21 protein-coding genes are annotated in these 26,093 nt (G+C 52.4%); 4 read left to right on the top strand and 17 right to left on the bottom strand.

Going from position 1 to position 26,093, the window contains the following annotated elements; all coding sequences use genetic code 11:
• Nucleotides 1–124 precede the first annotated feature (124 nt).
• The gene (locus MKX51_RS00315; RefSeq protein WP_340990798.1) at nucleotides 125–1,219 is read left to right on the top strand and encodes a GGDEF domain-containing protein; all 1,095 of its coding nucleotides are present in this window, start codon (nucleotides 125–127) and stop codon (nucleotides 1,217–1,219) included.
• A gap of 91 nt (nucleotides 1,220–1,310) precedes the next feature.
• On the opposite strand, the gene MKX51_RS00310 is transcribed toward MKX51_RS00315, so the two are convergent.
• The gene (locus MKX51_RS00310) at nucleotides 1,311–4,451 is read right to left on the bottom strand and encodes an EAL domain-containing protein (RefSeq protein ID WP_340990797.1); all 3,141 of its coding nucleotides are present in this window, start codon (nucleotides 4,449–4,451) and stop codon (nucleotides 1,311–1,313) included.
• Between the two features lie 298 nt (nucleotides 4,452–4,749).
• Here MKX51_RS00310 and MKX51_RS00305 point away from each other — a divergent pair, with 298 nt between their 5' ends.
• Entirely contained in the window at nucleotides 4,750–4,893 is a 144-nt protein-coding gene (locus tag MKX51_RS00305; protein WP_200869518.1) for a hypothetical protein, read from the top strand.
• A 194-nt stretch (nucleotides 4,894–5,087) separates the two neighbouring features.
• Nucleotides 5,088–7,397, top strand: coding sequence for a TPM domain-containing protein (locus tag MKX51_RS00300; RefSeq protein WP_340990796.1), 2,310 nt, complete (start codon nucleotides 5,088–5,090; stop codon nucleotides 7,395–7,397).
• Nucleotides 7,398–7,595: 198 nt separating this feature from the next.
• Here the strand turns inward: MKX51_RS00300 and MKX51_RS00295 are convergent, their stop codons facing one another.
• Entirely contained in the window at nucleotides 7,596–8,474 is an 879-nt protein-coding gene (locus tag MKX51_RS00295) for a LysR family transcriptional regulator (RefSeq protein WP_340990795.1), read from the bottom strand.
• Between the two features lie 115 nt (nucleotides 8,475–8,589).
• On the opposite strand from MKX51_RS00295, the gene MKX51_RS00290 reads away from it, so the two are divergent.
• Nucleotides 8,590–9,042: a rhodanese-like domain-containing protein gene (locus MKX51_RS00290; RefSeq protein WP_340990794.1), complete on the top strand. Its 453-nt coding sequence runs from the start codon at nucleotides 8,590–8,592 to the stop codon at nucleotides 9,040–9,042.
• 94 nt (nucleotides 9,043–9,136) lie between these two features.
• On the opposite strand, the gene MKX51_RS00285 is transcribed toward MKX51_RS00290, so the two are convergent.
• The 15 genes from MKX51_RS00285 to MKX51_RS00215 all read right to left on the bottom strand — a co-directional run bounded on the left by MKX51_RS00285 (nucleotide 9,137) and on the right by MKX51_RS00215 (nucleotide 25,967).
• Complete coding sequence (locus tag MKX51_RS00285; RefSeq protein WP_340990792.1) at nucleotides 9,137–9,925, bottom strand: formate/nitrite transporter family protein; 789 nt, start codon at nucleotides 9,923–9,925, stop codon at nucleotides 9,137–9,139.
• A 340-nt stretch (nucleotides 9,926–10,265) separates the two neighbouring features.
• The gene (locus MKX51_RS00280; RefSeq protein ID WP_340990790.1) at nucleotides 10,266–13,514 is read right to left on the bottom strand and encodes an S-layer homology domain-containing protein; all 3,249 of its coding nucleotides are present in this window, start codon (nucleotides 13,512–13,514) and stop codon (nucleotides 10,266–10,268) included.
• 159 nt (nucleotides 13,515–13,673) lie between these two features.
• On the bottom strand, nucleotides 13,674–14,768 hold the full coding sequence (locus MKX51_RS00275; protein ID WP_076085967.1) for a toxic anion resistance protein: 1,095 nt from the start codon (nucleotides 14,766–14,768) through the stop codon (nucleotides 13,674–13,676).
• Between the two features lie 13 nt (nucleotides 14,769–14,781).
• Nucleotides 14,782–15,501, bottom strand: coding sequence for a hypothetical protein (locus MKX51_RS00270; protein ID WP_340945206.1), 720 nt, complete (start codon nucleotides 15,499–15,501; stop codon nucleotides 14,782–14,784).
• Nucleotides 15,502–15,537: 36 nt separating this feature from the next.
• Complete coding sequence (locus MKX51_RS00265) at nucleotides 15,538–16,593, bottom strand: ATP-grasp domain-containing protein (protein WP_340990789.1); 1,056 nt, start codon at nucleotides 16,591–16,593, stop codon at nucleotides 15,538–15,540.
• Nucleotides 16,590–17,426: an HAD family hydrolase gene (locus tag MKX51_RS00260; protein WP_340990788.1), complete on the bottom strand. Its 837-nt coding sequence runs from the start codon at nucleotides 17,424–17,426 to the stop codon at nucleotides 16,590–16,592. The genes MKX51_RS00265 and MKX51_RS00260 overlap by 4 nt, the downstream gene beginning before the upstream one ends.
• The gene (locus MKX51_RS00255) at nucleotides 17,423–18,577 is read right to left on the bottom strand and encodes a cysteine protease StiP family protein (protein ID WP_340945213.1); all 1,155 of its coding nucleotides are present in this window, start codon (nucleotides 18,575–18,577) and stop codon (nucleotides 17,423–17,425) included. Before MKX51_RS00255 ends, MKX51_RS00260 begins: the two co-directional genes overlap by 4 nt.
• Nucleotides 18,574–19,866, bottom strand: coding sequence for a phosphoribosyltransferase family protein (locus MKX51_RS00250; protein WP_340995450.1), 1,293 nt, complete (start codon nucleotides 19,864–19,866; stop codon nucleotides 18,574–18,576). Before MKX51_RS00250 ends, MKX51_RS00255 begins: the two co-directional genes overlap by 4 nt.
• A gap of 76 nt (nucleotides 19,867–19,942) precedes the next feature.
• Nucleotides 19,943–21,151 carry an HpcH/HpaI aldolase/citrate lyase family protein gene (locus MKX51_RS00245; protein ID WP_340945215.1) on the bottom strand — a complete coding sequence of 403 codons (1,209 nt, stop codon included), beginning with the start codon at nucleotides 21,149–21,151 and terminating at the stop codon, nucleotides 19,943–19,945.
• Nucleotides 21,152–21,384: 233 nt separating this feature from the next.
• Nucleotides 21,385–22,128, bottom strand: coding sequence for a TerC family protein (locus MKX51_RS00240; protein WP_036723548.1), 744 nt, complete (start codon nucleotides 22,126–22,128; stop codon nucleotides 21,385–21,387).
• A 27-nt stretch (nucleotides 22,129–22,155) separates the two neighbouring features.
• Nucleotides 22,156–23,481 (bottom strand): TerD family protein, encoded by a 1,326-nt coding sequence (locus MKX51_RS00235; protein WP_076085952.1) that lies wholly within the window; start codon nucleotides 23,479–23,481, stop codon nucleotides 22,156–22,158.
• 94 nt (nucleotides 23,482–23,575) lie between these two features.
• Nucleotides 23,576–24,157 (bottom strand): TerD family protein, encoded by a 582-nt coding sequence (locus tag MKX51_RS00230; RefSeq protein WP_036723550.1) that lies wholly within the window; start codon nucleotides 24,155–24,157, stop codon nucleotides 23,576–23,578.
• 50 nt (nucleotides 24,158–24,207) lie between these two features.
• Nucleotides 24,208–24,783 carry a TerD family protein gene (locus MKX51_RS00225; RefSeq protein WP_076085949.1) on the bottom strand — a complete coding sequence of 192 codons (576 nt, stop codon included), beginning with the start codon at nucleotides 24,781–24,783 and terminating at the stop codon, nucleotides 24,208–24,210.
• 29 nt (nucleotides 24,784–24,812) lie between these two features.
• Entirely contained in the window at nucleotides 24,813–25,409 is a 597-nt protein-coding gene (locus tag MKX51_RS00220) for a TerD family protein (RefSeq protein WP_076085946.1), read from the bottom strand.
• A 111-nt stretch (nucleotides 25,410–25,520) separates the two neighbouring features.
• Entirely contained in the window at nucleotides 25,521–25,967 is a 447-nt protein-coding gene (locus MKX51_RS00215) for a tellurite resistance TerB family protein (RefSeq protein ID WP_340945219.1), read from the bottom strand.
• Between the last annotated feature and the right edge of the window lie 126 nt (nucleotides 25,968–26,093).

Below are 26,093 nucleotides of genomic sequence, written 5' to 3'. Positions count from 1 at the left end.
CTACCAAACACCTTACAAACACGAACGTTATCCCAGTCCTATCCCAAGACATAAGACCTAGAAGGAGAAACAAGAACATTGTCGAATATATAAGTACATAGTCACTGGAAAAGAGGAACATCTTATGCAGACCCCACCGCCAACTCCTCGCCAAATGTACTGGAACCGGGTTCTCCTCAATACCTTTTGGCTGGTGCTTTTCGTCTATCTGGCCAGCCAATTATTTGTCTACTTCTCGATGTCGGCGCATCGGCCCGAGTTGTCCGGCAGACAATATACCCTACTGCATATCTGGATTCCGGATTCTATACTGTTCGTTCTGCTGCTGATACTCGAAGCTGTCCATAGATGTAAACCGTTGTTATCTGAACTCTTGATCATTCTGACAAGCCATCTGTACGGCATCCTGATCATTACGAATCTCAGTCCGGACTATCATGTGAAGCCGCTGATTATGCTGCTTCCCATGCTGGTATCCATGATCTATCTCAAGGAGAATTATCTGAGGGCCTCTTCACTGATCTGTCTGTTCTACATTGTCATCCTGTTCCTGAACACATCTATTTACGATTTCACTCTGCGCATCCAGAACATCATCATTACCCTGATCTTCGCGGCAGTGTCCCTGACCGGCTTCGCCGTAATTGCGCGGGGCAAGGAGCTGATGCGCTCACTGGAGAATTCGGTGAAGTCAGAGCAGGAGCTGCGCATCCAGAACATCATTATGGACCGGCTGTCCAAGATCGACCCGCTGACTGACCTGTACAACCATAAGACCTTTCATGAGTACCTGGGCTGGCTGATTGACCATCAGCAGAGCAATCCTTTTCCGATGCAGCTGGCTGTTATTGATATCGACAATTTCAAAAAGGTCAATGACCGTTACGGGCACTGGGTCGGAGACATCGTTCTCCGGCAGGTCACCGCTGTCATGCTCCAGCATATCGACTCGGATGACTTCGCAGCGCGGTACGGCGGGGAGGAATTCGTGATTATTCTGACATCCAAGACATTAGAGGATTCGGGCCGCATTATGGAGAATATCCTCGCAGGAATTGCAAGCCTTCCGATCAGCGAAATGGACAATGAATCGGTTACCGTGAGCATCGGAATGCATGAATATAACGGCGGGGATTCCAAGAGCTCTATCTTTCAGCAGGCGGATGATGCCCTGTACGAGGCCAAGAAAACCGGTAAGAACAGAATCGTCATTCTGTAAGGCTACCCATCCTGTATCCCAAACAAGCGGGTCACCGTGCATAGCAACCTATGCCGGGGACCCGCTTTCCTGTGCACCTGTTCTCTGCGCTCTATTCAAGCTCCTCCGCCCCATACCGTCTCTGCGGAACGAGCAGTTCCATGACCTGGCGCTGCGGCACCGGCCGGCTGATCAGATACCCCTGCACCTTATCGCAGTGAGCCTCCCGGAGGAAAGCCCATTGGCTGGCATCCTCCACACCCTCGGCTACTACATCCAGGCCCATCTTGTGGCCCAGGATAATAATCGTCTGCACAAAAGATTCACTAAAGGCCTTATCGGCCAGGGAATCAATGAAGATTTTATCCATCTTGAGGGTAGAGATCGGCAGCTGCTGCAGATAGCTAAGAGAGGAATACCCCGTTCCGAAATCATCCAGGGCAATCCGTATCCCCCGGGACTGCAGGAACTCCAGCTTGCTGACCGTTCTCCCGAATGACTCCATGAAGATCGACTCTGTAATCTCCAGCTCCAGACTCGACGCCGCAAGGCCGCTCTCCTCCAGACTGTCCAGCACAATCTCTACGAAATCATCCTGCAGGAGCTGAATGATGGAGATGTTCACCGATATTTTGTAAGGAATGCCGGTCCGCTGATGGATGCTGTTCATGAACTTGCAGGCCTCCCGCAGCACCCACTCCCCGATATAGATAATCAGCCGGGAATCCTCGGCAATCTTGATGAAGGAGAGCGGGGAGACAAAGCCGAGAACCGGACTGTTCCAGCGGATCAGAGCCTCGAAGCCTGAGATCAGCCCGGTCTCCATCTGTACCTGCGGCTGATAATGCAGCTCGAATTCGTTATTATTCATCGCACTGCGCAGATGCTTCTCAATATTCATCCGGTCATTGAAGGCGGTATGCATCGATTTATCATATACGACGTAGGTGCTTTTCCCCTCTTCCTTGGCCCGGTACATCGCTACATCGGCGTTCTTCAGAATCTCTTCCGTCGTCTCGCCGTCTTCGGGGTAGAAGGAGATTCCGATACTGGAGGACACATACAGATTGCTCTCACCGATAAGAAAAGACTTGCGGAACGCACGCATAATATCCTCGGCCAGATTAAGCACATCCACCCGGCTCTCAATATCCTTGAGGAAAATCACAAATTCATCTCCGCCCAGCCGCGACAGCAGATCCTCCTCGCGCACTACAGACTGGAGACGTTCGCTGGCCTTGCGGATCAGAATATCCCCGGACTTGTGTCCAAGCGTATCATTGATGTATTTGAAATTATCCATATCTACGAAAAGCAGCGCCGCACTGCCTCCCGTCCGGCGGAAATAACTCTCCATCGTCTCCAGCAGACTGAGCCGGTTCGGAAGATTGCTGAGCGAATCCATATACGCCAGGCGATGCATATTCTTCTGATTCTCCAGCAGCATATCATATTGTCCTACAATCTCCTGCTGGGTCGCTGTAAGCTGCTCATAGGTTGCCTCCAGCTCCTGGTAGCTGTTATTTAGCTTGAATTCTGCCTGCTTGCGCTTACTGATGTCGATCAGGGAGCCGAGGAACAGGACAATCTGATCCTTCGGGTCAACGATTGCCTTGCCCCGCACCTCGAACCAGATGTACTCCCCCTGCCCTGTTCTCATCCGGTATTCGGTTTCATAGATCGGGGTCAACCCGGTTAGATGCTCCTGTCTGGCCTTGCGCGCGGATTCCTGGTCATCCGGGTGAATAATGCTGAGCACGCCTCCCTCGAAGGAGTTGATCTCCGCCTCAGTATATCCCATTACCTCGTACCACCGGTCCGAGAGCTTGTAGAAGCCGCTGTCCCAGTCCAGCTCCCACATGTACGCACCAGAGCCTTCCGAGGCCAGGCGGAACCGCCGTTCGCTGACCCCCAGCTTATTGAACTGATCCTGCAGCTCTACCTCTGTGGCCGCCAGCTCCTCATATGTAGACTCCAGCTCCTCGTAGCTAAGCTGCAGCTTAAGCTCATTCTGCTTGCGTTCATCGATATCGATGCCGACCAGCACGAAGATATCCTCCGCCTGCTCATCCATCCCCTTAATGAGGGCTGTGCGGACGGAGAAATAATGCGCACCCGGAGAATGGTCGGGAAGTCTCAGCTCGACATTGGTCACATAATCCCGGGCTGCCGCTCTGGCAAGGAGATCCCTAAGCACAGCGGCTCCGGCCTCCAGGCTTGGCAGCTCATCTATGCTTACGCCCAGCACCTCCTTCTCCTTCAGCCCGGTCATTATCTCGGCATATTTATTGAAGCGCACGCTCCGTTTGTCCCCGTGAACAGCCCATACAATCACCCCGGTATTCTCGATCACATCCTTGAAGAATTCCTGTTCGGAATGAATCGTACGGCGCAGCCGCCGGATATACATCCGGAGCAGGACCGCACCGAATACCAGCAGAAGGGTCCCGATGGAGAATACGGTAAAAATCCGGTTACGCATCTTTTCATTATAATGGTCGGAATGCACGAAGAAATACTGCTGGTACAGCTCTTCGAAGGCACCGGTGCTTACCAGACGCTCTAGCCTTGCATTGACGTAAGACACCAGCTCCGGCTTGGACTTGCTGATGCCGTAGGCCACATCCTGCGGATATAAATTGCTCATCTTGCGGATAATATTACCGGTTAAGCCCTGTTCTACAATCAGATAATCGACAACCCCCTGATTCTCGAACAGCAGGTCGATCTCCCCTTGACGCAGAGCGTCCAGTGCATCCGGTACGGTTGCATATTCTATGTATTCTGATGGCGGGATACCCGCCTCGTTCTGCAGGATGGTCTCTGCATATTGTCCTTTGCCAACACCGATCTTGTACTTACGGAGTGTGCCCAGCGTCACCTCACCCTGGAGTCCCTGGCGCGAATAGACAGAAATATAGCTTTTTAACACGGGCTTTGAGAAAAGAATGTCCTTCTTCCTCTGCTCGCTGACAGCCATTAGCCCGGTAGTATCAATCCTGCCCTCACTCAACCGCCGGTACGTCTGCTCCCAATTCCCGGTGCTGTAGTGGACAAGATATTCGTTCTTCTCAAAGATCATACTTGTCAGATCAATATCGAAGCCCGTCAGATAACCATTCTGTATGTACTTATAAGGTGGATAATCCAGTTCTGCCTGGTACTTAATTTCCTGTCTTTCGGCATAAGCGGCAGCGGGGTGTGCAAGCATGAGCACAATGCTAATTAGAAGCAACAATTTACACCGCTTCATCGCAATTCTCCTTTATCCCAAGTAAGATCGGCTTAACTATGTATACAAGCTTATTCGACAAAATATGGTAGGGTTCCTGCTCCTTTTTTCTCATTTCCGATAAATTGTGCACATCCTGCGGGTTCATATCCTTAACTCTTCAGTGCATCATCTTAGATTTGATCAAAAACTTTAGATTTGTATTGCTTTTTGCGGTTAAAGTGTGGATAATAACAGTAACGGTTGATAATGATTATCATTATTGGATGTGCAACATTCATTATTTTCTATATTTGAGCCAAAAGGAGACTGAACACCCATGAACGCAGCCACTACCCGGACCGCCCTGCAGGTTGACGATTACCTGGACCTGCTCAATCTTGCTGTGAAGGTCGGAGATATGAAATGGCAGAAAGAAATCAAGTCCCGGTTGCAGTATATCCTGTGCCTAGAGACCAGATAGCCAATTTCATACAGAAATAGATGAATATAGCTTACTTCTTACACAGCCGCATCCCTTACCGGGGTGCGGTTTTTGTACGTTTATTCCGTCAATTCCGGGGTACCTGCATCTGCGGGGCTTAGAATGTGTAATGATATAGTATAATGATCAGCATACTACAATGAACAATAGCCTATAGATCGGAGTGTGTCAGCTTGAGAAAAAACCTCACCCTCGCCTTGGTCCTGATATTATCCCTGCTATGGATTCCGGGGGTCTATGCTGCGAATGTTCCCGCACAGCAGGGAGTGATTACGGATGAAGCCCGGCTGCTGTCTGCCCAAGAAGCAGAGAGCCTTGCCCGGATTGCTACTACAGACCGGTACACCTTCCATGTCTTAACCGTTGATTCGGTAGCCGGGAGCGACATGTCCAGTTATGCTGCGGATGTATATGATACCTGGGGGCTGAAGTCCCGGGACATCCTGCTCCTGATCGCTTACGAAGATCAGCTGACTGAGATCAGCTTCATTAACCCCGGGCTGCAGGATGCGCTCGATGCTTGGTCCATACAACAGAGCGGAGCTGCGGGCAGCGCAGCCATTAACAAGGTGCTGGAGAAATATTTTAATCCTTATGCCAAAATCGGAGATATCCCTGAAGGCATACGTTCTGTGATCCAGCAGTTGCAAGCCATTGGCAGCAGCGGACCGAGCAGTAATACCGGCAGCGGTGCGGCAGGCAGTGCGGATACCGGTACCGCAGGAGCTGGCTATAATCCTAACGACAGCGGCAGCAGATTCCCTCTCCTGCCGGTCGCAGGCGGTCTTGTCTTGGCCGCGCTGCTGGTATTGCTGCTGTATGTACTAATTACCGGATTGCGCCGCCGCAAGGGACTATCCGCACAGCGTGAGCAGCTCGCTGACCTGCTGGTACGGGCGAACCGCGCCCTGGAGTCCCTTCAGCCTTTCCAGGGGATCGTGCAGGGCAAGACCGGGGAGATGGTCGAGGGCATCTCGAAGCGTCTGACCTCCCGGCTGGTCGAAATCTCTGCATTGCAGACCGCCGGGCAAGCCCCATTGCCGCCGTTCTACCGCTTGTCTGCGCTTAAGGCGGCGGCAGAGCAGCTTCAGCAGACAGAGGGGGAATTCCGTGCCTCCCTGGAGGAAGAGGAGAAGAATATCGCAGTCGTCAGCGATGCCGACCGGAACGTCAAGCAGCAGATCACCGAGCTGAAGCAGGCTGCCCCGGAGCTTGAGGAGCAGCGGCAGCAAGCGGCCCTGGGGACGGGCTATACGCTGGAGGAGATTGCCCAAGATCTTCAGGAGCTGGCCGAAGAGACGGCCAAGGCAGATCAACTGGAGCTGTTCGACCCCATTGCTGCCCAGGAGATTACTGCACAAGCGAAGAAGCGGCAGCAGCAGATTGAGCAGGATGTGCAGGATGTGGGGACCTTTGACGACAAGCTGAAAGCCTTCCCCGGTGTCCTTGCGGCTGCACGTAGCCGGATTACCGGGCTGATCGACCAGAACTCTCTGCACAATATGAAGGTTAAGCCTTACGACAGCCTGGACCAGGCCTCCGCTGCCGCCAGTTCCATGGAAGCGCCGCTGCACAGCGGCGATATGGACGAAGTGCGCCGGATTGGCGCTGACATGGATGCCCTTCTGACTGAAGCCGTGGCTATGACGGAACGCCAGGCTATGATCCGGCAGAATAACCTCAGGGATCTGGAGACGGTACGCAGCACATGGGCAACACTAAGCCAGCGGCGGAATGAATTGCAGAGCCGGCTTGCCGGGGCGAAGAACCGGTTCGCCCGGCAGCACCTGGACGCTCTGGAGAAGCTGCTGGAAGAGGCCGGCGGCGCACTACGGCAGGGCGCGGCGGAAGTGCCGCAGCTTGAGACCTGGACCAGCGATGCACGCGGAGAGTATGACAATGCCCGCAGCGGACTAGACCGCCTGCTTGCCTTGCAGGATGAGACGGCAAACAGCATGAATAGCATCAGCAGCAGTCTGGACGCTCTGGAGGAGCGCCTGGACAGCCTGAACAGGCTGTTCACGGAGGGGCAGAGCCGGGTGGATGCCGCCTACAATCTGCTGCACAGCAGAGGAATTACCTCGCAGAACCGCTTCCAGCTGTCCCTGCTGCCGGAGTATACCGAGCTGGAGCAGCGTCTGGCCTCGGGTCCCTACGATCTGGATCAGCTGGAGGAGACAGGACGCTCCTATGCTTCGCAGATCGCTTCCTTCGTAGAGGAAGCGAACCGGCTCGTCCGCCAGAAGGAAGAGGCCGAACGCGCAGCCAGAATGGCCATGCTGCGGGAGCAGCAGCGCCGGGAACAAGCCCGTAGACGCAATTCCGGCCCGCCAGGCGGAGGATTCGGCGGCGGGCTTGGCGGTGGCGGACGCTCTTCCGGCGGCTCTTCTTGGGGGGGCGGCGGTGGCGGCGGACGTTCCTCCGGCGGCTCTTCGTTTGGCGGCGGCAAATCCGGCCGAAGCTCCGGCGGCTCCAAGTGGTAAGCAGCTGATTGCCGCTACAGCACATACTCACCCTAACAGGTGGGTGATGTAACAACTTATTCTGGTCATCAAGCGAAATCAGGGATGTAAGTGTCCCTGATTTTTGCTGTCTTCGAACTTCAACCGTCCCGCGCATCCTCGCTTCTGCACATTGTATTAGCTTTTCCGCATACATTCGCCCACGCATCCCCGCGCCAACTAATTATATTGCTCCTGCATGAGGGCAATGAAATCCGTGAAGGCTGGGGAAAGCTGCTGCTCCTTGCGGTAGATGAGCTGAATGTAGAAGTGTTCCTTTTGCCCCGCCAATGGAATGCCCGTTAATGCACCCGTCCGCAGTTCCTCCTCCACCGCATAGCGCGGCAGAAAACCCGTCCCCCAGTTATGCTTCACCGCCTGCTTGATACCCTCCAGATTACCGAACTCCATGCCTATATGGGCAGCAACGCCGGATTCTCTGAATACCTGGAGCAGCTGCTTCCGGTATGTGCAGGTATGCTCGGTTAACACCAGCGGCTCTCCTTCCAGTTGCTCTGCAGTAACCTCCGTCCCGGCTGCCAAGAGATGCTCTGGATGGGTAACGACATATAGCGCTTCTTCACGCAACGGCAGAGTGATCAGGTCGCCCGTATGAAAAGGAACGTCGAAGATCAGTCCGAATTGAACGGATTTCTCCAGGACGGCAGCAATAATATCCTCTTCAGAGCCCGGCTGTACCCGCAGCTGCATGCCAGGATAACGCATCCGGTACTGATGAAGCCGATGAGGCAGAAAGTAGGCAGCCAGTGTCTCAATAGCACCAATGTTTAGCGTACCCTGGTCGCCGCCGGTAATTACCTTCTTTGCCTCTTCGCTTAGGACCAGCATCTGCCGGGCATACGGGAGCAAATTACGGCCGGCGAAGGTGGGAATCATCCCTCTACCGGAACGTTCCAGTAAAGTGGCCCCATACATCTCCTCAAGCTTGGCAATCTGTGCGGTTACACTCGGCTGGGCATACCCCAGCACATCTGCCGCCCGCGTATAACTCCCGTGATCCACCACAGCACAAAAGGTCCGTAAGTAAGTCAATTCCATCTGCAGGCCTCCCGAATTATCAAACTTTTCGATAATTGATATCACAGACTATAAATAACTCCAATTATAAGTTCCCAGTATACTTAAACCAACTTATTTTAAGGAGGAATCACGTATGAAAAGACAGACAAAATCTCAAGTCTTGGCTGCACAGACTGCAGACCCGGCAGATGCCGCAAGGCATTTCACTGCAAAAGCAGCATTCGAGACGGATGTAGCCGATGTTGCTTATGATCTGCGCGAAGGAATTACCGGCTTCCGGCTCATCGATGTCCGTGATGCCCGTTCTTATGCGGAAGCACATCTGCCGGGTGCCCTCTCCCTGCCTGGAGGCCGTATACACAGCACTTCCCCGGTGTGGTCCAAGGAGGAGGTTCTGGTGGTCTATTGCTGGGGGCCTGCCTGTAATGGAGCCAGCAAAGCCGCTGCACAACTCGCCGCACAGGGGCACTTGGTGAAAGAAATGCTCGGAGGCATAGAGTATTGGCGCAAGGAAGGGGGGAGTCTGGAAGGAACACTTAAGGAGAATGCACCTCTATACTGGAACGTATCTAACAGCTCACTATAATATTTTCAGACTCCCGAATTCCGTACTATAGACGCACAACAGCGATCCCCCTGTTACCGGAGAATCGCTGTTGTGTTGTCGATTATATTGCTGTTCAGTGAGACTCATCGTCCAGAAACGGCTTGTTCACATAGTAATACATCACGCCCATTAGCACGCCGCCGCCGATTAGATTACCTAATGTGACCGGGACGAGATTATGCACTACGCCTCCCCAGGAGATTGTACCGGGGTGATCCAGGACGAGAGCAATCGCGAAGGTACACATGTTGGCAATACTATGCTCGTACCCCGAGATAAAGAAGCAGAATACGAACAGCACCATGGCGAACATTTTGGCACCGTCGTTCTTCATTGACATCGGGACGAAGAAGGCCAGACAGACGAGCCAGTTACAGAGAATCGCCCGGAAGAACAGCTGCATCGCCGGTGCTTCCATCTTATGGGCCACCACATTCAGCAGGAACCCGTTCACAGACGAATCATAGAATAGGCCTGTCAGAAAAATAAGCAGTGCAAACGCCGTAGCCCCAAGAATGTTGCCCAGGTAGCTGACGACCCACATCCGTACAACTTCGGTCCATGCCAGCTTGCGCCTCAGTGCCGCATAGGTGTAATAGAAAGTGTCCCCGGTGAACAAATCACCCCCGCCGTAGGAAATCAGGATGATGGCTGCGCCGAACGTGATCGCAGCCATCGGATAGGTCATCGGCGATTGTTCCATATAGAAGAAGTTGCCGGTCTTAAAGGCTACGATCACGCCGAATCCGATAAACATGCTGGCGAGCATGGCCCTGGCAATGTACCGGAATACGCTTTGCCGGAAGATCTTCTGTTTCTTAAGTGCAAGCTTCTCTACCTGCAGCAGTGCCTCGTTCTCCATTTGACCTCCGTATTCACTTTATATTTTCAGCGGTGCCGGAAGACTGATGTACAGCCTCCAGGCTATTATACCCAATAAACCACTGGAAATTGCTTGAATCACAGAGCATCAATAATTTATGAATCCGCGCACTCCCCGCACCTTTGTTACAGGCCGTTATCCTCCCGATCATTCAGGCTGGCAATCGCCTCCGCCTTCTCACTGCTGGCTACGACGATAAGCACCACGATCAAGCATCCCAGAATCATCCCGCTTATCCCCTCTTTCTCCACAGGTCGCCTTAGTGACAACGTATGCGGGAGAGCGGGGCATTATGAATCAGATATATCCTTCGGAAAGCTTAGTCTGAAGTATTGCCTTTGTAGTAGTACAATACCTTATAATTGTTGTCATAGAAAAGAATGATGTATTCCTCGTCATGGGTTTCAAGAAGTGAATATCGATCGTTATTGTTTAAGAAATTCCGGTACTTGGCCGCATTCTCCACAGTAAACTCGACGTCACCTCCAAGCTGGGTTTTGGACACCACGGAATAATAAGCAAAACCCAGTTCTGGACTATTGCGTACCTTTGAAACATCTATAACTATACTTCTCTCTTCCCCAACATTTCTGCTGCTAATTTCCACGCCTTCTGTTAATTCAATAACCGGGGCGTCAAGAAGCGGCGTATTCTTTGTAAATTGAACTTTTTGCGTATTGTAAGCAACTGCTGTATTATTCTTATCGTAAAATACCAGCGTAACGTACTTCTCCACCGGAAGTTCAGGGCTAGTAAGAGTATAGCCGCCCGCTCCAAAAGGGTAACTGTTGTCCGGCCACCGGTTGCTCAGATCATTCTCTGTAATGGGTTGATCTGTTAGATAGGCTTTAAAGGACACTGCCTTTTCCTTCACCGCCAGAGGCAAGAAGGAAAATGTGACACCCAGATATGTTCCGTTCACCATATTAGGGAATTCAAAGTCTCTGACTACTCCTCCGACCTGCGGGAGCACAGATATCGGCCCGCCGGAATGAAGTTCAGTTATTCTGGATTCAGCCTGCTCCAGTTTTGCAAGGTAAGCAGCATTCAGCTGGTGCCGCTGGCTCTCCGTTAAAGCTTCAAAAGCCCACCTTGCTTTCTCCACGCGATATTCATCTTCAAGAGTAATTGCATCTACTTCCGGCAGTTCAGACAGCCTTGAACTCGCCAGAGTCAGGAGTTGCTGCTCTGTATATGCAGCTTGGCCCTGATAATAGCCGAGCACATTGTAGCTCCTGTCATAAAAGATAATTAAATATTGCTCATCATCCCTCTCGTTAGATACATTTATAGTCGACTGTCTGGTGCTGCGCAAGTATGCCATTTCCTTATTTAATAACCTCGTTTCGGGACCAAACTCCGTTAATCCTCCGCGCTCCTGGGACTGTAAATTCAAAGTGTAATAAGCAGCCGATTGCGGGACTTGATTCACATATCCGCTAATGTCAATTTCAGCATCGCCACCGGTGTCGCTCTTCCGGATCACTACACCCTCTGTAATTTGAGGAATAGGATTGCTCCACACAGCTCTAACTGCCGGAAAGCTCACTGGCTCGCTATAGTATGCAGTTATTCTCCCTTGCTTATCATAGAGAACGATGTTTAGATAACTATCCGCCGTTGGTCCTCCAATATCCACCGGTCTGCTGGCTAAATCGAATTTGTAATTCTCACCCTGATTAATTAGAAACCCCAGTCCGATAGGGTTGCTTGTAACTGAAAGAGTAAAATTAACGGATGTGTAGCGGAGTAGGCTCGGCAGGTTCTGCAAATCTATAACAATCGGGATACTATTCAGATAATCACCTTCACCTGTAGTAACCGCATTAAAATAAGGATACCCCAAACTGCCGAGCGGACGCAGATTTCCGATTGCCTCAACCGAATCGTTCAGCTTGTCCTGCAGCTCCATGCTTACCTTCATCTTCTGATCTTCTGACAGAATATCAAATTTACTTAAAGCGGCAGTTACTGCATCCTCATCAGCTAGAGTTATGACCGCAGCATCCGGCAAGGCTTGAATACGGGTGAGTGCAAGCTCCAAAGCCTTCTGCTCCGATCTCTTCCAATCTCCTGCGTAATAGCTTAGAGCCTGAAGATTGCTGTCATAGAACACTACATAATAAGTCTTATCTGAACTGTATTCAAAATACACAGTCCCGCTGTCCTGACGATATAAATAATTCTGGCCTGTCAGGATCTCGTCGATCACATGTGCATCACTCGGTTCCATAAGTGTTTCTTGAGGATTAATCGAGTAATAGACGACTTGTTTTCCGGCTTGCTCCAGTGCCTCCGAAACATCTATCCGGATATCATAGACATCTGCTCCAACAGAGCCTCTGGATACTGTCACTCCATCATGCAACTCTGAGAATTGGTCTGATTTTGTAACCGTCATAAGCTTCATTTCAGTCTTTTGTCTGAAGTACCCTACCGGCTGATTATCGGTATCATAAAAGACCTGCGTAATATAGGGATCGGTAATCCCCTCTAATTGAAAGGCATAAATAGGAAAGTTGAAATTTTCATAAAGTGAGTCAAAATATTCAGGATAGAATTCTCCCGACAATAACTGTTCAACCGGAACAGCACCGTTTGAAATATACTGTTCAAAATGGTCTATCTTAGATACCAATTCGTCCGGAACCCGTCTGAAATCGATCGTCAGATTGACGGAATTAGCCGTACGGATATCCTCGTTAACAGCAATCTTCACCCCGTCTACAAACGGAATAGCTAATGGAGTTGCTGTCGCTGCCGGTGTGGCTGTGACACCAGGAGTTTCAGTCGGAGCCGGAGGTGGCGTCGCCGGAGATTCACCACCACTACCGCTACCGCCGCCACTTCCTCCCGCAGCTGCAGCAGCAGTCGCAGTTGGTGCAGCTGTAGCTACTGGAGTAGCTGACGGTATTACGGCTGGAGCAGGCGCCGCCGCTCCCTGTGCAGATTGACCCGTCTGAGCGACTGCCGCATCGATCAGCGCCAAGGATTCTGCACGGGTCAAGGGTTTGACGGGCCCGAAGGTTCCATCCGGATATCCTTTAAGCACCTTCGCTGTGACTGCGGCAGCCACACTTCCTTTACTCCAGGATGCAATCTGGCTTGCATCACTGAATACCCCCAATACCTCTATACTACCCGCGTCCAGCTTCAGCAGCTTGCTGATTATAACTGCCGCTTCCTGACGGTTAATCGGAGCATTCGGGCGCATCTCATTGTTGAAGCCCTGGATATATCCAGCCGCTACAGCCTTTGCAACCTCACTATACGCCCAGCTGGTAGGCGGCACATCGGAGAAATTCACCTTACTCTGTTCCGTAAAATGATAAGAACGGTTGATGAGCGTCATAAACTCCGCTCTGGTTATGGTCTGGTTCGGTTTAACCGATCCATCCCCGAAGCCTTTAAGCAAACCGCTATCCAGCCAGCTCTGAATCGTTTGCTGAGCCCAATGTCCCTCATAATCCTTTGTCAATGCAGACTGGGCTGCCGCTGTCCCCAAAGAACCAAACAGCATCCCCGCTCCAACTATACCTGCCAGTATTCCTGTTAATTTTCTGACCATCAATATTCTCTCCTTGTATGTACGACTAGAACCTTCTCATAATAGCTCACCGGAATATATTAGTAAATTAGAAATTTAACAACAAAAAAAGCCCGCCGAATCCATATCAGCAGGCTTGGTGCATTATTCAAGTTATTCTACAGGCCCAGAATCAAACCCTTAATTCAAAAAGCTGCTCAGCCCGTTCTCCGCCTGCTTCAACGCCTGCGGCTGTGAACCCTCATTCAGCCCGAGCCGGTTGTTCAGCTGGGTGTTGATGGTGGTCATTTTGGACGTATAATCCTGACAGCTCTCGATGATCCGACGGTTGGACTGCTCTGAGGTATCCAGGGCGCTGAGCAGGTCGCCAATAGCCTGATTCACGGCTTCCAGCGACATGGACGGCTTGGAGAGCAGCTCCGTTGTCTTCTCGGTCGTCGTGCGCAGCAGCCGTGCATTCTCCTTGAACTGATCCTCAATGGTCTTGTTGGTGGCTTCGACCGCATTGATGACATTCTCCTGATCGGCCAGGGACATGGCAATCATCGCCGAGACGGTGATCAGATTAGAGGTCTTATCGATCGCGTTGTTTACGGAATCAATCAGCTTGTCATTATTGTCATTGATGATATCCGTTGCCGCTATCGCCTGATTGTAGAGCAGAATCATCTCGGTCATGGACTGAATCCGCACCATGACCTTGCGCAGCCCGCGCTCCAGATACGCTTTGCGGAACTCATTCTCGGGCTTGGCGATCTCCACCTCGAACAGCTCCTTCAGCTTGTTGCCGAAGGCGATCTTGGTCTGGAGGTTATAGATCTCCTCCATAGAGGTGCGCTTCAGCTGGCGCATGTTGACGATGCTCTCCTCCAGCGTATCCCGGCCGTCACGCAGACCGGTGATAATGGCATCAATGTTGGTGCGGACCGACTGATATTTGTAGACATAATTCTTAAGCGGGCTTTTGCGCAGCATTTTGCCGAAGAAGCTGACATTCTTGCTCTGCTGGAGTGTCTCACACTCACCCCGCAGCTTCATAATCATATTGGGCACTTCCACCCGCTTGCCGCTCATCAGGTCATTGACGGGGCGGTCCAGCAGCTTCAGCGTCTGGCCTGCCTTCTCCTGCGTCTTGACCCCAAGCTTCCCGATATCATCCATCAGGGAATCCAGTGCCACCGTGTCAGTCTTGGCTACCTGCTCAATTAACTGGGAAGCCTCCTGGACTACCTTCTGCTCATCTTCTTTTCTAAGCTCAATTAACTGCGTGGACATGGCTATCCTCCTCCTATAATTCGGAACTGCTGTAGCGCTGATGAATCAGTTCCGCCTTGGTCTGAAGTTCCATCAGGTCTTTGTGCTCGATTGTCGACGCAATATCGGAAATTTTGGCATCGACATCACGCAGACCGTTCAGCAGCATTCTCCGGTTTCTTGTCTTGGCTTCGCCCCCCAGGCGCAGGAACGGATTGATGACTCCATTAAGGTCCTTCAGCACCAGCCTGCGGACGGTATGGTTAATCTCGCCGTTGCCCAGCTCCTGCAGCAGCGGAATGACACGCTGCAGCCTGGCGAACAGCGCCAGCGACTTCTCGACAATTTCATTGTCCAGCGTATCCTTCTGCCCTTCGGAGATGATCATATCCTCCAGGATGCCCAGATACTCCACCACCGGAGCGAACTCTGCTCCGATCTGTATGTCCTCCCTGTGTCCGGCACCCGAATGGGCCGGGGAGGCCTGTCCCGCAGCAGCAGGAGTCGCAGCAGCGGCAGCAGACGAAGCCTGCGGCGCGGCGGACGATGCCGCCGGAATCACCTTGGGCTCCTGTCCGGCAGGAATCACCTCTACCGGAAGATTCACTCTGGTGCGCCTGAGCTCCGGCACCGCAAGTGCGGCTCCGATTACCGGAAGCAGCAGCGAGACCAGCTCAGGCAGGAAGCCGCTGGTCAGTACGGCTACGACATAACCGGCACCGGCATACGCCAGTACTTTGAATTTAGCTTGCATTCCTTCTCACCTCTTATGAGCGTGAATGCTACACGCTCAATTCACGGAATCCGTAATGACGGATTCTCCGTTTATTTTCATGATCAGCGGCTGCTCGACATGGCTGGCCAGGACATTATGCTCGAACGACGCAGGCAGAACCTCGCCTCCGAGCGCGCTTTTGACAGCCAGATAAGGGAAGTTAATTCCAGACAGACAGGAGATATGCAGGCCGCCGGACATCCGCGGATTGATCTCCAGCAGCTTGGGCACGCCGCCGCTGTATTTCATCTGGATATTGAAATTGAACGGAATCCGGTACGTCTCAGCCACCCTGCGGGCCACCTCCGCAAGCTCCGGGATATATTCCATCAACCGCAGGCGGCCGCCTGCTTTCCGGCGGGGGACTGCGGCCAGCAGCCTGCCCTTCTCATCCGACAGGCAATCAATACTATATTCATATCCCTCCAGCAGCTCCATCACCATCAGGTTAGGGAAGCTCCCGGCTTCAGCAAGGATGCGGTAAGCCTCCCCGAAGGAGATCAGCGGGGTCACATGGCCGAACAGCTCCTCCACGGGACTGCGGTCATTGTCTATGATCCGGAATCCGAGCCCGCCTTCCGTCTCGGTAGGCTTGAAGCAGACCTTATGCCCTTTGGCTGCGAGATCTTCATAAGCTTCCCTGAACTCCTCTGCATTACTAACCACATGATAATCAGGAATTGTCATAATCCCGGTGGTCTTCACGCTCTCATAGAACTTGCCTTTGTCCATGATCATCTCCAGCAGATCCAGATCACGGCAGACCAGCACCTTCGTCCCGATCTCATCGAACAGCGATGCATGCAGTGCGATATCGAGCATATGCAGCCGGGGGATGAAGATATCAATCTCGTTCCGGCGGCAAAAATCAACACAGAACTGCACGTATTCAATGCCTTCGAGTGCAGGCTCGGTTGCGGCCACATCGGCGCCTTGCAGCGACATATGGTGGATATCCGGGTGGGTGGCGAAGATTTGCACCGGAATCCCGTCTTCATTGCTTCGGATGAGATTCATATAATGATAGGCAACAGAGAACCAGCGGTTGAAATATATATTTACCTTTTTCATGGTGGCGGTCCAACTCCCAATGCTGTCGAATGTGTATAAATCCTGTGAACATACTGCATAATCTCATCCGCGGCAAATACCCCCGGCCGCTCTGTAAACGGATACTCTAAGTGTACTAAACCCGCCTGCTGCTCGGCAAATATTTCTCCGTGGCAGGGAGCTATGGCATAGTCGGCGGCGGCGAGCAGGCTCTTGTCCAGAAGGGAATCGCCTGAGGCGACCATCGGCTCCGAATGCACGGTGCGGCGGACATGAAGAATGGCATCGCTTTTGTTCACCGCCTCCGGCACGATATAGAGCTTGCGCCCCTGCAGGGATACTCTCCAGCCAAGCTCGCCCAGCCGTTGAGACATCCGGGCAATCTCCTCCAGCGGCAGCGAATCCCGGTGAACCACGAAGGTATAGAACAGCTCATCACAATACCGCCGGCTAATGATCCATTCTTCCTGAACAACAGCACGCACGATGCTTTCGGCTTCTTCCGCCGCAGCGGAGCCGCGTTCCACCGCTCTGCCGACAGCCGTCCGCCAATCCTGGTCCACTATCCCGTTCACAAGAATATTGCCGCCATTGCTGGTGATGGCATAATCCGGAATGACCGTCTCCTGGAACAGGTTAATCCGCCGGTACTGGGCAATCGTACGTGTAGTCACCGGCATGAAGACAATCTTCGCCGCCAGCTCTATCAGTGTAGCCAGAGCCTGCTGTGAGATATACGATACCGTTCTGCCGTCAACAACCTCTGCCGGAACCAGACCCGGGGTATCCTCAGGAACGCCTATCGCGCTAAGAGAGTAGATCAGCGTGCGGTCCAGATCGCTGGCGTAGATCATTCACTCTCCCCTTTCAGCGGCTTGATGATGCCGCAGCAGGAGTAGGTCAGCCCGGGATAGACCTCTACCGGCACGCCCCGGTCCTCCGCCAGCAGCAGAATATGCCGCAGGTTGGGATTGTCCAGCCTGTCGACAAGGATTCTCCAGGGCACTCTTCGCAGCAGTACACGTGTCGTCTCCCCCACTCCGGGCTTCACCAGATTGATATTATCTATGCCGAAGGTATCCTGGATACTACGGATATCGGCCAGCCCCTGCCAGGTAATCTCCGGCGGATGCTCCAGCATCTCCGCAGCCTGCGCAAATGCCTCTGCTGCTACTTCCGCGAAATACGGGGTAATCGCTTCAACGAATACGTTGGACAGATCACTGTCCAGCCATTCCTTGTAGAATTTGGCCCCGTGGAATTCCTCTGGCCCGATCAGATCATCACGGAGCACCGTACGGCTCATCAGGCCGGATACCGTGGAGTTCAGGCAGGCGCTTGGAATCAGATAATCCTCCCGGGTGCCGTAGGTTCCCGAGCAGTGCCCGGGATCTGCGAGTACCGCCAGATCATCATTTAGCGTAATGCCATATTTCTTATGCATACTCTCACAGGCCTCTATCAGCACCTGCCGGATGGCCCCCTTACCGGTCCAGCCATCGATGAATTGCAGCTCGGCATCCCTTCCATGCTGCTGCAGCATATAGAGCACCGCATTCTCATCAATCCCCTTGCCGCGGATAATCGAGATGCTGTAATGCGGAAGATCCGCTCCATATTTCTCAAGAATATAACGTTTGATCAATACCCCAATAGGTGTGCCCGCTCTCGCCAGGGAGACCAGCACGGTATTCGCCGTTCCCCGCCGGGCTACAATCATCTCGGACACCACAGCTACAGCCAGCGCCACCTTCTTCGCAGTCTGCTGCAGCGTCTCATGAAACAATTCGATATACTGCTCTGTCGGCTGGTACTCCACCGGAAGCATCTCCGAATAATGCACGCCGGACTGGATCGCTTCCTCCCGCTCGGCCGTTCCCCGCTCCAGGGATACATTGCTTAGATCCTTGAGCAGGAAGGTAACGTCGGAAGCAGGATAGCTGCCCAGTGCCACCGGAGGGGATATTGTTCTATTGTGAATGGCTTCGATATCTATTCCCTTCATAGCCCTGAGCCTCCCGTATCTGGTTCTGGGCTGAGCACAACAAGATGTACCTTATTGCCCGCCAGCCTCTGTAAAATATCCGTCATCGGTGCAATCCGCTGCCGGGGCACCTCGCGTTCCAGCAGGACGAAGATATCGTCATACTGGCCGGGGTCCACATTATAGATGAAATTCTTGATCTCCGTGTCGCCTGCGGACGGATAGGCTGCGGCGCTGTGCACGCCGTAATCCGCACGCCGCTCGGGATGGATCGGACTGCGGGTTGAGGACTGGTACAGCACGCCCTCTCCCATCTCTGCGGCGATCCGCATCGGCAGATACATGAACTCGCCTACGCCCATCACCAGGGTACGTCCGCCTTCCCGCAGCCCCCGGAGCTGCCTGGCCACACGGCTTACACCTGCATCTATCCGCGCATTATCCGCAGACTCCAGGCCGAAGCGGCCGCTGTGCTTCAGATAAGGCGATGGATTGATAACGCCCAGTCCATCCGCCGAGGTTACCGGAAGCCGCTCTAAGCCGTCGAATGCATAAGTAGTTACAAGCTCTGCGCCTGTGGTAGCGGCGGCTCCGTTACCGGCTGCAGGCTGCAGCAGCGGAACCCCCTCAACCTTGATGCTTCCCTGCAGCAGTGATAGAGCTTGTATGCGTATCCCCAGCTCCAGCTCCAGCTCACGGTACGCCTGGATATTAGCTTCACTCCGCCAGTCCAAGAGAGAAGCCACTACATACTCCCTGCGCGGGAATTTGGACTGGATGTCCCGGATCGTATTAATCGCCGTATTACCGGTCGTAATCTCGTCATCCACTAATACAATCGGCTCTGTCCCCGATAACAGCCCGGCATTCAGGGCATAGCAGAGATGATCTACGGCGTGGGAATGCTCCTCTTCAAAGGTCACCACCGATTCCAGCTCAGGAATCAGCTCACGCGTGGTATGAATATAGGACGCACCGCCGGCGAATGCATTATACATGCTGTGGCCAAGGGCGGTAGCGGTTTCGGCGAACCCGATAAACAGAACCGGCTCAGGCAGAGCCAGGCGCGCAGCAAGCAGCGCATGATAAGCTTCTTCCGCAACTTCAGGATGGATCAGGCCATGAACGGCCTGGTTCATCAGCGGTTCCATCATCTCCCGGTCAGCGGTATCCGCGCTCATCTCCAGATACAGGAGCAAGGCGAGTGCCGCTCCGCTAAGCAGCGGGGTATAGGGCCCTACGGGAATGTGCTTGCCAAGCACTTTGCTGACGAACAGGAAGGAGCGCTTCTTATTGATTCGTGCAGCCATAGAGAACAAGGACTCCACAGGCATATGAAAAGGATTGGAGGTTTCTGTTACCGTAACCTGCAGATTCTCGACGATATTAAACGTGTGTGTATTCGTTCTCGGGTAGTAATCCGACAAAATGCTGTTGTTCATGTAACACCCCGTATATTTGAGATCGTAATAAAATTCGTCTGGCCCAGTTCAAATGAGGCTTGATTTCATTCATTTTGTTATAGTATTCACTCTTGAACACGCCGCGGCTGCCATCGTTGCTGTCTACAATACTTAAGGCATCCACATACTCTTCATGCATTACGGTATACATCGCCTGCACGGGTCTGAGGTGGGAGGGGTGGATAATGGTTTTGCCCACAATGCCATTCTCCTTGTCCAGAATTACTTCCCGGATCAGCCCGTCCATCGAGCTTGAAATGAAGCTGTTGCGCATCTCGCGGCCATGCTTGCCGTAGGTATCCTCGAAGGGTGTCTCCCGCAGCTGCGGGCGGAGGACCCGGTGTCCTTTGCTGGCAAAATACTCCCACACAGGACCCGAGATCACGTATCCTTCCTCCACACGGCCAAAGACGTTAATGATATCCGACATGCAGTCACGGATCGGCGTCAGGTCATAAATACTGATATCCGGGCTGCGCCGCAGTCCGAACAGACTGGAGAAGTCCGTCGCTCCAATCCGGACATTCAGTACATACTCGCGGTATTGCCCCAGCAGATCGCGCACCCCAAGCAGAGTATCCATCCGGCTCTCCCGGTAGATGATCGGTGCATTCTCCAGAATCGGCATCCCGTACAGCACCGGGGCGGAATAGCTGCGTGTGTCATTGTAATCGGCAATGGCCTCGAAATAATCCGTACCGTTCTCTACGGAGAATTTGGGGAAGACGAAGCCGGTCAGCATGGTGATTAATGATCCCAGCCGAAAGATCAGATCCCGCAGCTGTGCAGGGTTACGCACCCGGATGAACAGCAGCGGAAGACTGCCGCGCTGCTCCGGCTCATTCTCCGCATAAGCGGACAGGAACGCCAGATGCCTGACGATGGATTCTTCGGCATAATCCACTTCACCGTCTCCGATGGCATCCTCCAGATCTATGATTACCGTAATAAGTCCTGAGGCTCTCAGCTTAATAATATCTTCGGCAACACTGGCACGGGTGGCCGGCATATAAAGGGCTGCTCCGACGGCATAAGCCAGTAAATCCTTGCGGGTAGTATGATCAAATGAAACCGGCGGAACATGGAATAATGAGGCTTCCTGTTCTTGTGTGAGGTAATCGAAATATCTCAAGGCCCTTCCCCCTTAATGTTGTGCCAGCACAATACAAATGGCCTCTGGCTGCGAGCAGAACCAGCTATGCCGTCCTCTCGGGGACGGTATCCGGCTTGCTTAGAACCCAAGCAAAGGCCATGCTATAAACCTATTACGATTACCCGAAAGGCGTGCCGGAGTCCACCCTTCCCGTGAACCCCGCGCCTTCCTGCACAGCTATAAAGGATAAATAGATGAAGCACGCAGAACCATCAGGCCTTGTGGTTCTCAGCCTTCTTGCGTTTGCTTGCGCTATACACGATAGTACCTGCAAACACCGCAATTAGAATACCGAAGAAAATTACATGCGGCAATTCATAGCCGAAGGCTCCGGCAAGCATTTTACCGGCAATCAGTGCAATAAGCAGGAATGCTGTCTGTTCCAGTTCAGGATATCTGGCAATCAGCTTGAGGAACACCTGTGCCACTCCGCGCATCATCAGTACGCCGAGAATACCGCCCAGGAAGAGTACCCATACTTCACTGCTAAGACCAAACGCAGCTACCACGCTGTCAATACTGAAGGCAATATCCATTAATTCAACGAGGAGTACCGTCTTCCAGAAGGAGGCGCCTTTATTCTTAATCTCTCCCTCTTCTCCGCTGCCCTTGAACAACCCTTTGTAGGCAATGTAGAAGAGATACAAGGCTCCAAGCACCTTCACCAGCGTGAATTTGACGAGATAGGTCCCCAGCCCAATCGCCAGGAATCTGAATACATAAGCACCGATAATACCGTAGAACAACGCCTTACGCTGCTGCTCCTTCGGCAGGTGCTTAACCATGACCGCCAGTACAAGCGCGTTATCAGCGGACAGCAGACCCTCCAGCAGAATCAAGCTTCCGATTATCCCCCAGCTGACAGGGTCGGAGAGCGTTCCTGCAATATCACTCCATGAGAAGAAATGCCCGTAATTCTCACCGATACTCCTAAAAAAATCACTGAACCAGTCCATTCCACTTGCGCCTCCGGTAATATCAAATTATTTGCTTCCCGCTACCCAGCGAAGCCCCCAGCCATAAGCCTCATCCATCTCCCTGTGACCGCTGAAATATTGCACGAGCCGTTCAATACTGAAGGTCTCGTTATCCACATTCCGGATCAGCGCGATGGCGCACATGCCTTTACGGTTGTTATGCTCGTCCAGATTAACGATAATATCCGGTCCTCCATCCTGCTTCAGGGTAACCACTCCATCCGCTTCAGACCAGTTGGTAACTCCTTTGTAAATAAAGGCAAACACCAGAATCCGTTCAATCTGGGCGACCTTACTTCCGTTTATACGCAGATTCTCGCCAGATGTTACGGAGCCTGTCCGATCATCTCCATCGAGCATGATGTACGGCGGCTGCTGGAGGTTGCCGAACGCATTGCCCAGTGCCTGCACCACGCCTTTGCTGCCATTCTTCAGCTCATACAGACAGGCCAAGTCGAGATCTACCCCGCCCTTGTTACGGCTGAACAGCCCTCCGCCCTGCTTCTGGTTCCAGTTCAGGTTAATGAGCAGCTCACCCAGACCGGAGGCGGATTTCTTCAGGTTAATCGAATCGCCCTTCTTCTTCAGCTCAATCTTCTTCAGATTGAGATTCAGCGCCGGTGCGGGAGCAGCCTCCTGCTTAGGGGGTGCCGGTGCAGGCGGTGGCGGAATCACAATATTCGGTCTGGATGACTCTGCGCGGGGCGGCGGCACTTGAAGCGGCGGGCGTCCCGGCGGAGGCGTCTGTTCAGGCGGCTTCGGTGCCGGCGCAGGCTCGTCCTCTACTTCTATGCCATAGTTGCCGCAGAGCGCCTTAAGCCCGCCCGAGAAGCCCGCAACAATCGCACTGTATTTCCATTCTTCACCATGTCTATATAATTCTCCAACTACAACAGCCGTTTCCACAGAGAACTGATTTCCAAGGTTACACCGCAGAAGCTGCGCACCTGTCGCCTGATTCACGATCCGGCACTCCGCTTCACTCATTTGTCCGAACATCTGCTTGCGGTTTTCTCCGTCATACAGAGTAAGCGTGAAGGCAATCTTCACTATGTTTGCCGGAATCCGCTCCAGCGAGACCTCGAACTGCTTCAGTCCGCCCGAAGCCGTACCCGGCACATCCTTATAAGTGATATATGGAGTAGACGGGTTATTGTAAAAGATCAGATCGTCGTCACTGCCGACTTTACCGCCAGCTCCAAGCAGGAATGCGGAAGCATCAATATCCATGGAAGACGGAGCTTTCCACCCGATCTCAACCGTAATGCTGCGGAGCCCCGGGTTCCCTTTGGTCAGGTCTGCTTTCTGTCCTTTGACTACTTCTGTATTCATTCTTACGCCACCTTTATACATGGATAAGAGCGCAACTTATCAGATTTTGTGTATAAAAAGGGCAGGATCGATGATGATCCCGCCTTTGAAGCTCTTATTGCGCGTCCAGCCCGTAGTTTTTGCATAACGCGCTTAGTCCGCCGGCGAAGCCGCTGCCGATCGCCTGGAATTTCCAGTCCGCCCCCTGGCGGTAGAATTCACAGAAGACCACAGCCGTCTCGGTGGAGAAATCCTCGCCCAGATCGAACCGCAGAATCTCACGGTCACTGGATGCATCCACTACGCGGACGAAAGCGTTGGAGACTTGTCCGAAGTTCTGTGCCCGGGCCTCATAATCATAGATCGTAACCGTGATCCCGATCCGCTGAATATTGGCAGGCACCAGGCTGAAGTCTACGACGATCTGCTCATCATCCCCGTCGCCTTCCCCTGTACGATTGTCGCCTGTGTGGGTTACAGATCCAGTACCGCCGCTTGGGTTGTTATAGAATACAAAGTCATTTTCGCTTTTGGCTTTGCCGTCCTCATGCAGCAGGAATGCTGATGCATCAAGGTCGAAATCCTTGCCGCCGCTATACTTGTTTGTATCCCAGCCCAGTCCTACAACTACCTTGGTCAGACCCGGATTAGTCTTGGTAAGATCAATCCGCTGTCCTTTGGAAAGACTGATCGTCACTGTCAAAAACCCTCTTTCCTTACAGATTTAATTCCCGTAATGTCAGAGCCTTATTGCAGACCGTAATCACGGGTCAAGCCGGAGAGACCATCCTTGTAGCCGCTGCCAATCGCATTGAATTTCCATTCTGCGCCGTTACGGTACAATTCGCCTACAACTACGCCTGTTTCAACGGAGAAATCTTCACCCAGGTCAAAACGGATCAGTTCCTCACTGTTCGCATCGTTGACGATACGTACATAAGAACGGGAGACTTGTCCAAAGTTCTGGCTTCTGGATTCTGCTTCATAGATGGTAATAGTGAAGGCAATCTTGTCCACATCTGCAGGAACATTAAGCAAATCGACTTGAACCTGCTCATCGTCTCCATCGCCTTCCCCGGTACGGTTATCGCCGGTGTGTACGACAGAAGCGTTCTCGTTCTGCTTGTTGTTGAAGAAGATGAAGTTGGTTTCTTTATCTACTTTACCGCTGGCATTCGTCAGGAACACGGAAACGTCAAGGTCAAAGTCCTTACCGCCGTCGTATTTATTCGTATCCCATCCTAGGCCGACTGTAATTTTGGACAAGCCTGGATTCGTTTTGGTTAAATCAATTTTTTGTCCCTTGGATAAGTTAATAGCCATGAATAGAGCCCTCTTTTCTCAAATTGGATTTAGATATAGCGTTCTGCCAGCTGATTGATATGCGCGGCGTGGGCCGCTTCGCCGATGGCTGCGAATTTCCACTCTTCGCCATGACGGTACAGCTCACCGCAGATCAGTGCCGTGAAGCCTGTATAATTCTCTGTCAGATTAAACTTAACCAATTCTGCATTCCCTGCCGCATTAATAATGCGGATATACGCAGATTTGATCATTCCGAAATCCTGCTTGCGGTTCACCGCATCGTAGATGTTAACCACAACAAGGACCTTATGGACATCGGCAGGAATCTGCTTCAGATTCACCATGATCTGTTCGTCGTCCCCGTCGCCCTCACCCGTCAGATTATCCCCCGAGTGGACTACAGAGTTATTCGCATTCTGTTTGTTGTGAAAGCAGACAAGGTTCAGCTTGTTCGTCAGCTTGCCGTTCTCATTCAGCAGCAGCGCTGAAGCATCGCAGTCCACATTCGCCTGTTTTTTAACCCCAAAGAATCCTCTTGCCGGTTCGGCAGGGTCCCAGCCCAGTCCTACGATTACGTTAGACAGTCCGGCATTGCCTTTGGTTAAATCGATCTTCTGACCTTTTACCAGATTAATTCCAGCCAACTTGAAGTACCTCCGTTTCCAGATAGAAGTATGCTTGCGGGTGTTACATCAGTGATACGGCGATGAATCGCCTAAAGTTTCAGTAATTAGCAAATGAAATCCAGCCTGTAATTACAGGCTGAATTCGCTTGGGCTAAGTCCCAGTACATTGCAGATATTCCGCACAACCGCTTTCTCATGCTCATCGAAGTCACCGTCTGCTGCACCAATCGCCGAGCATACGCCCACGATTAACCGTCCAACCTCCGGTTTGCCGTTGAACTTCCCGATGGCCTTCAGCGCTTCCTGCTTACCGATCTCCGGCGAGAATTCGAAGTTGCTGACATAGTAATTGAACTGGGCAATGACGTCCCTCATGTCAAATACCTTGAGTTCATTGCTGAGATTCATATATCCCGCCATCTTGTTCTTCTCAGCTTCCTCAATCTTGCCGTCAGCAGCAGCAACCAGCGCGCAGCCCGCCACCACCGCGTTCATAAAGTCTTTATTTTTAAATTTCTTCACTTGATCCGTCAGTCCGCTCTTGGTGGTATTCAGCCAATTCTTGAATGTGCTCATCGTATTCTCCTTCTATCATTATGGAATTATGACCAGCAGAAAGCCTATGCCGTCTTATTAAGCACCCTATCCTTTTCTGCCGGAAATATAAGGATCAATCATTATGCAGAACCGCTGTCATCCTTA

This window comes from Paenibacillus sp. FSL M7-0420, assembly GCF_038002345.1.
In the GTDB taxonomy this organism is placed as follows: Bacteria; Bacillota; Bacilli; order Paenibacillales; family Paenibacillaceae; genus Paenibacillus_AQ.
The sequence above is the reverse complement of the archived record's forward strand: the minus strand, read 5'-3'. Positions and strand labels throughout refer to the sequence as shown.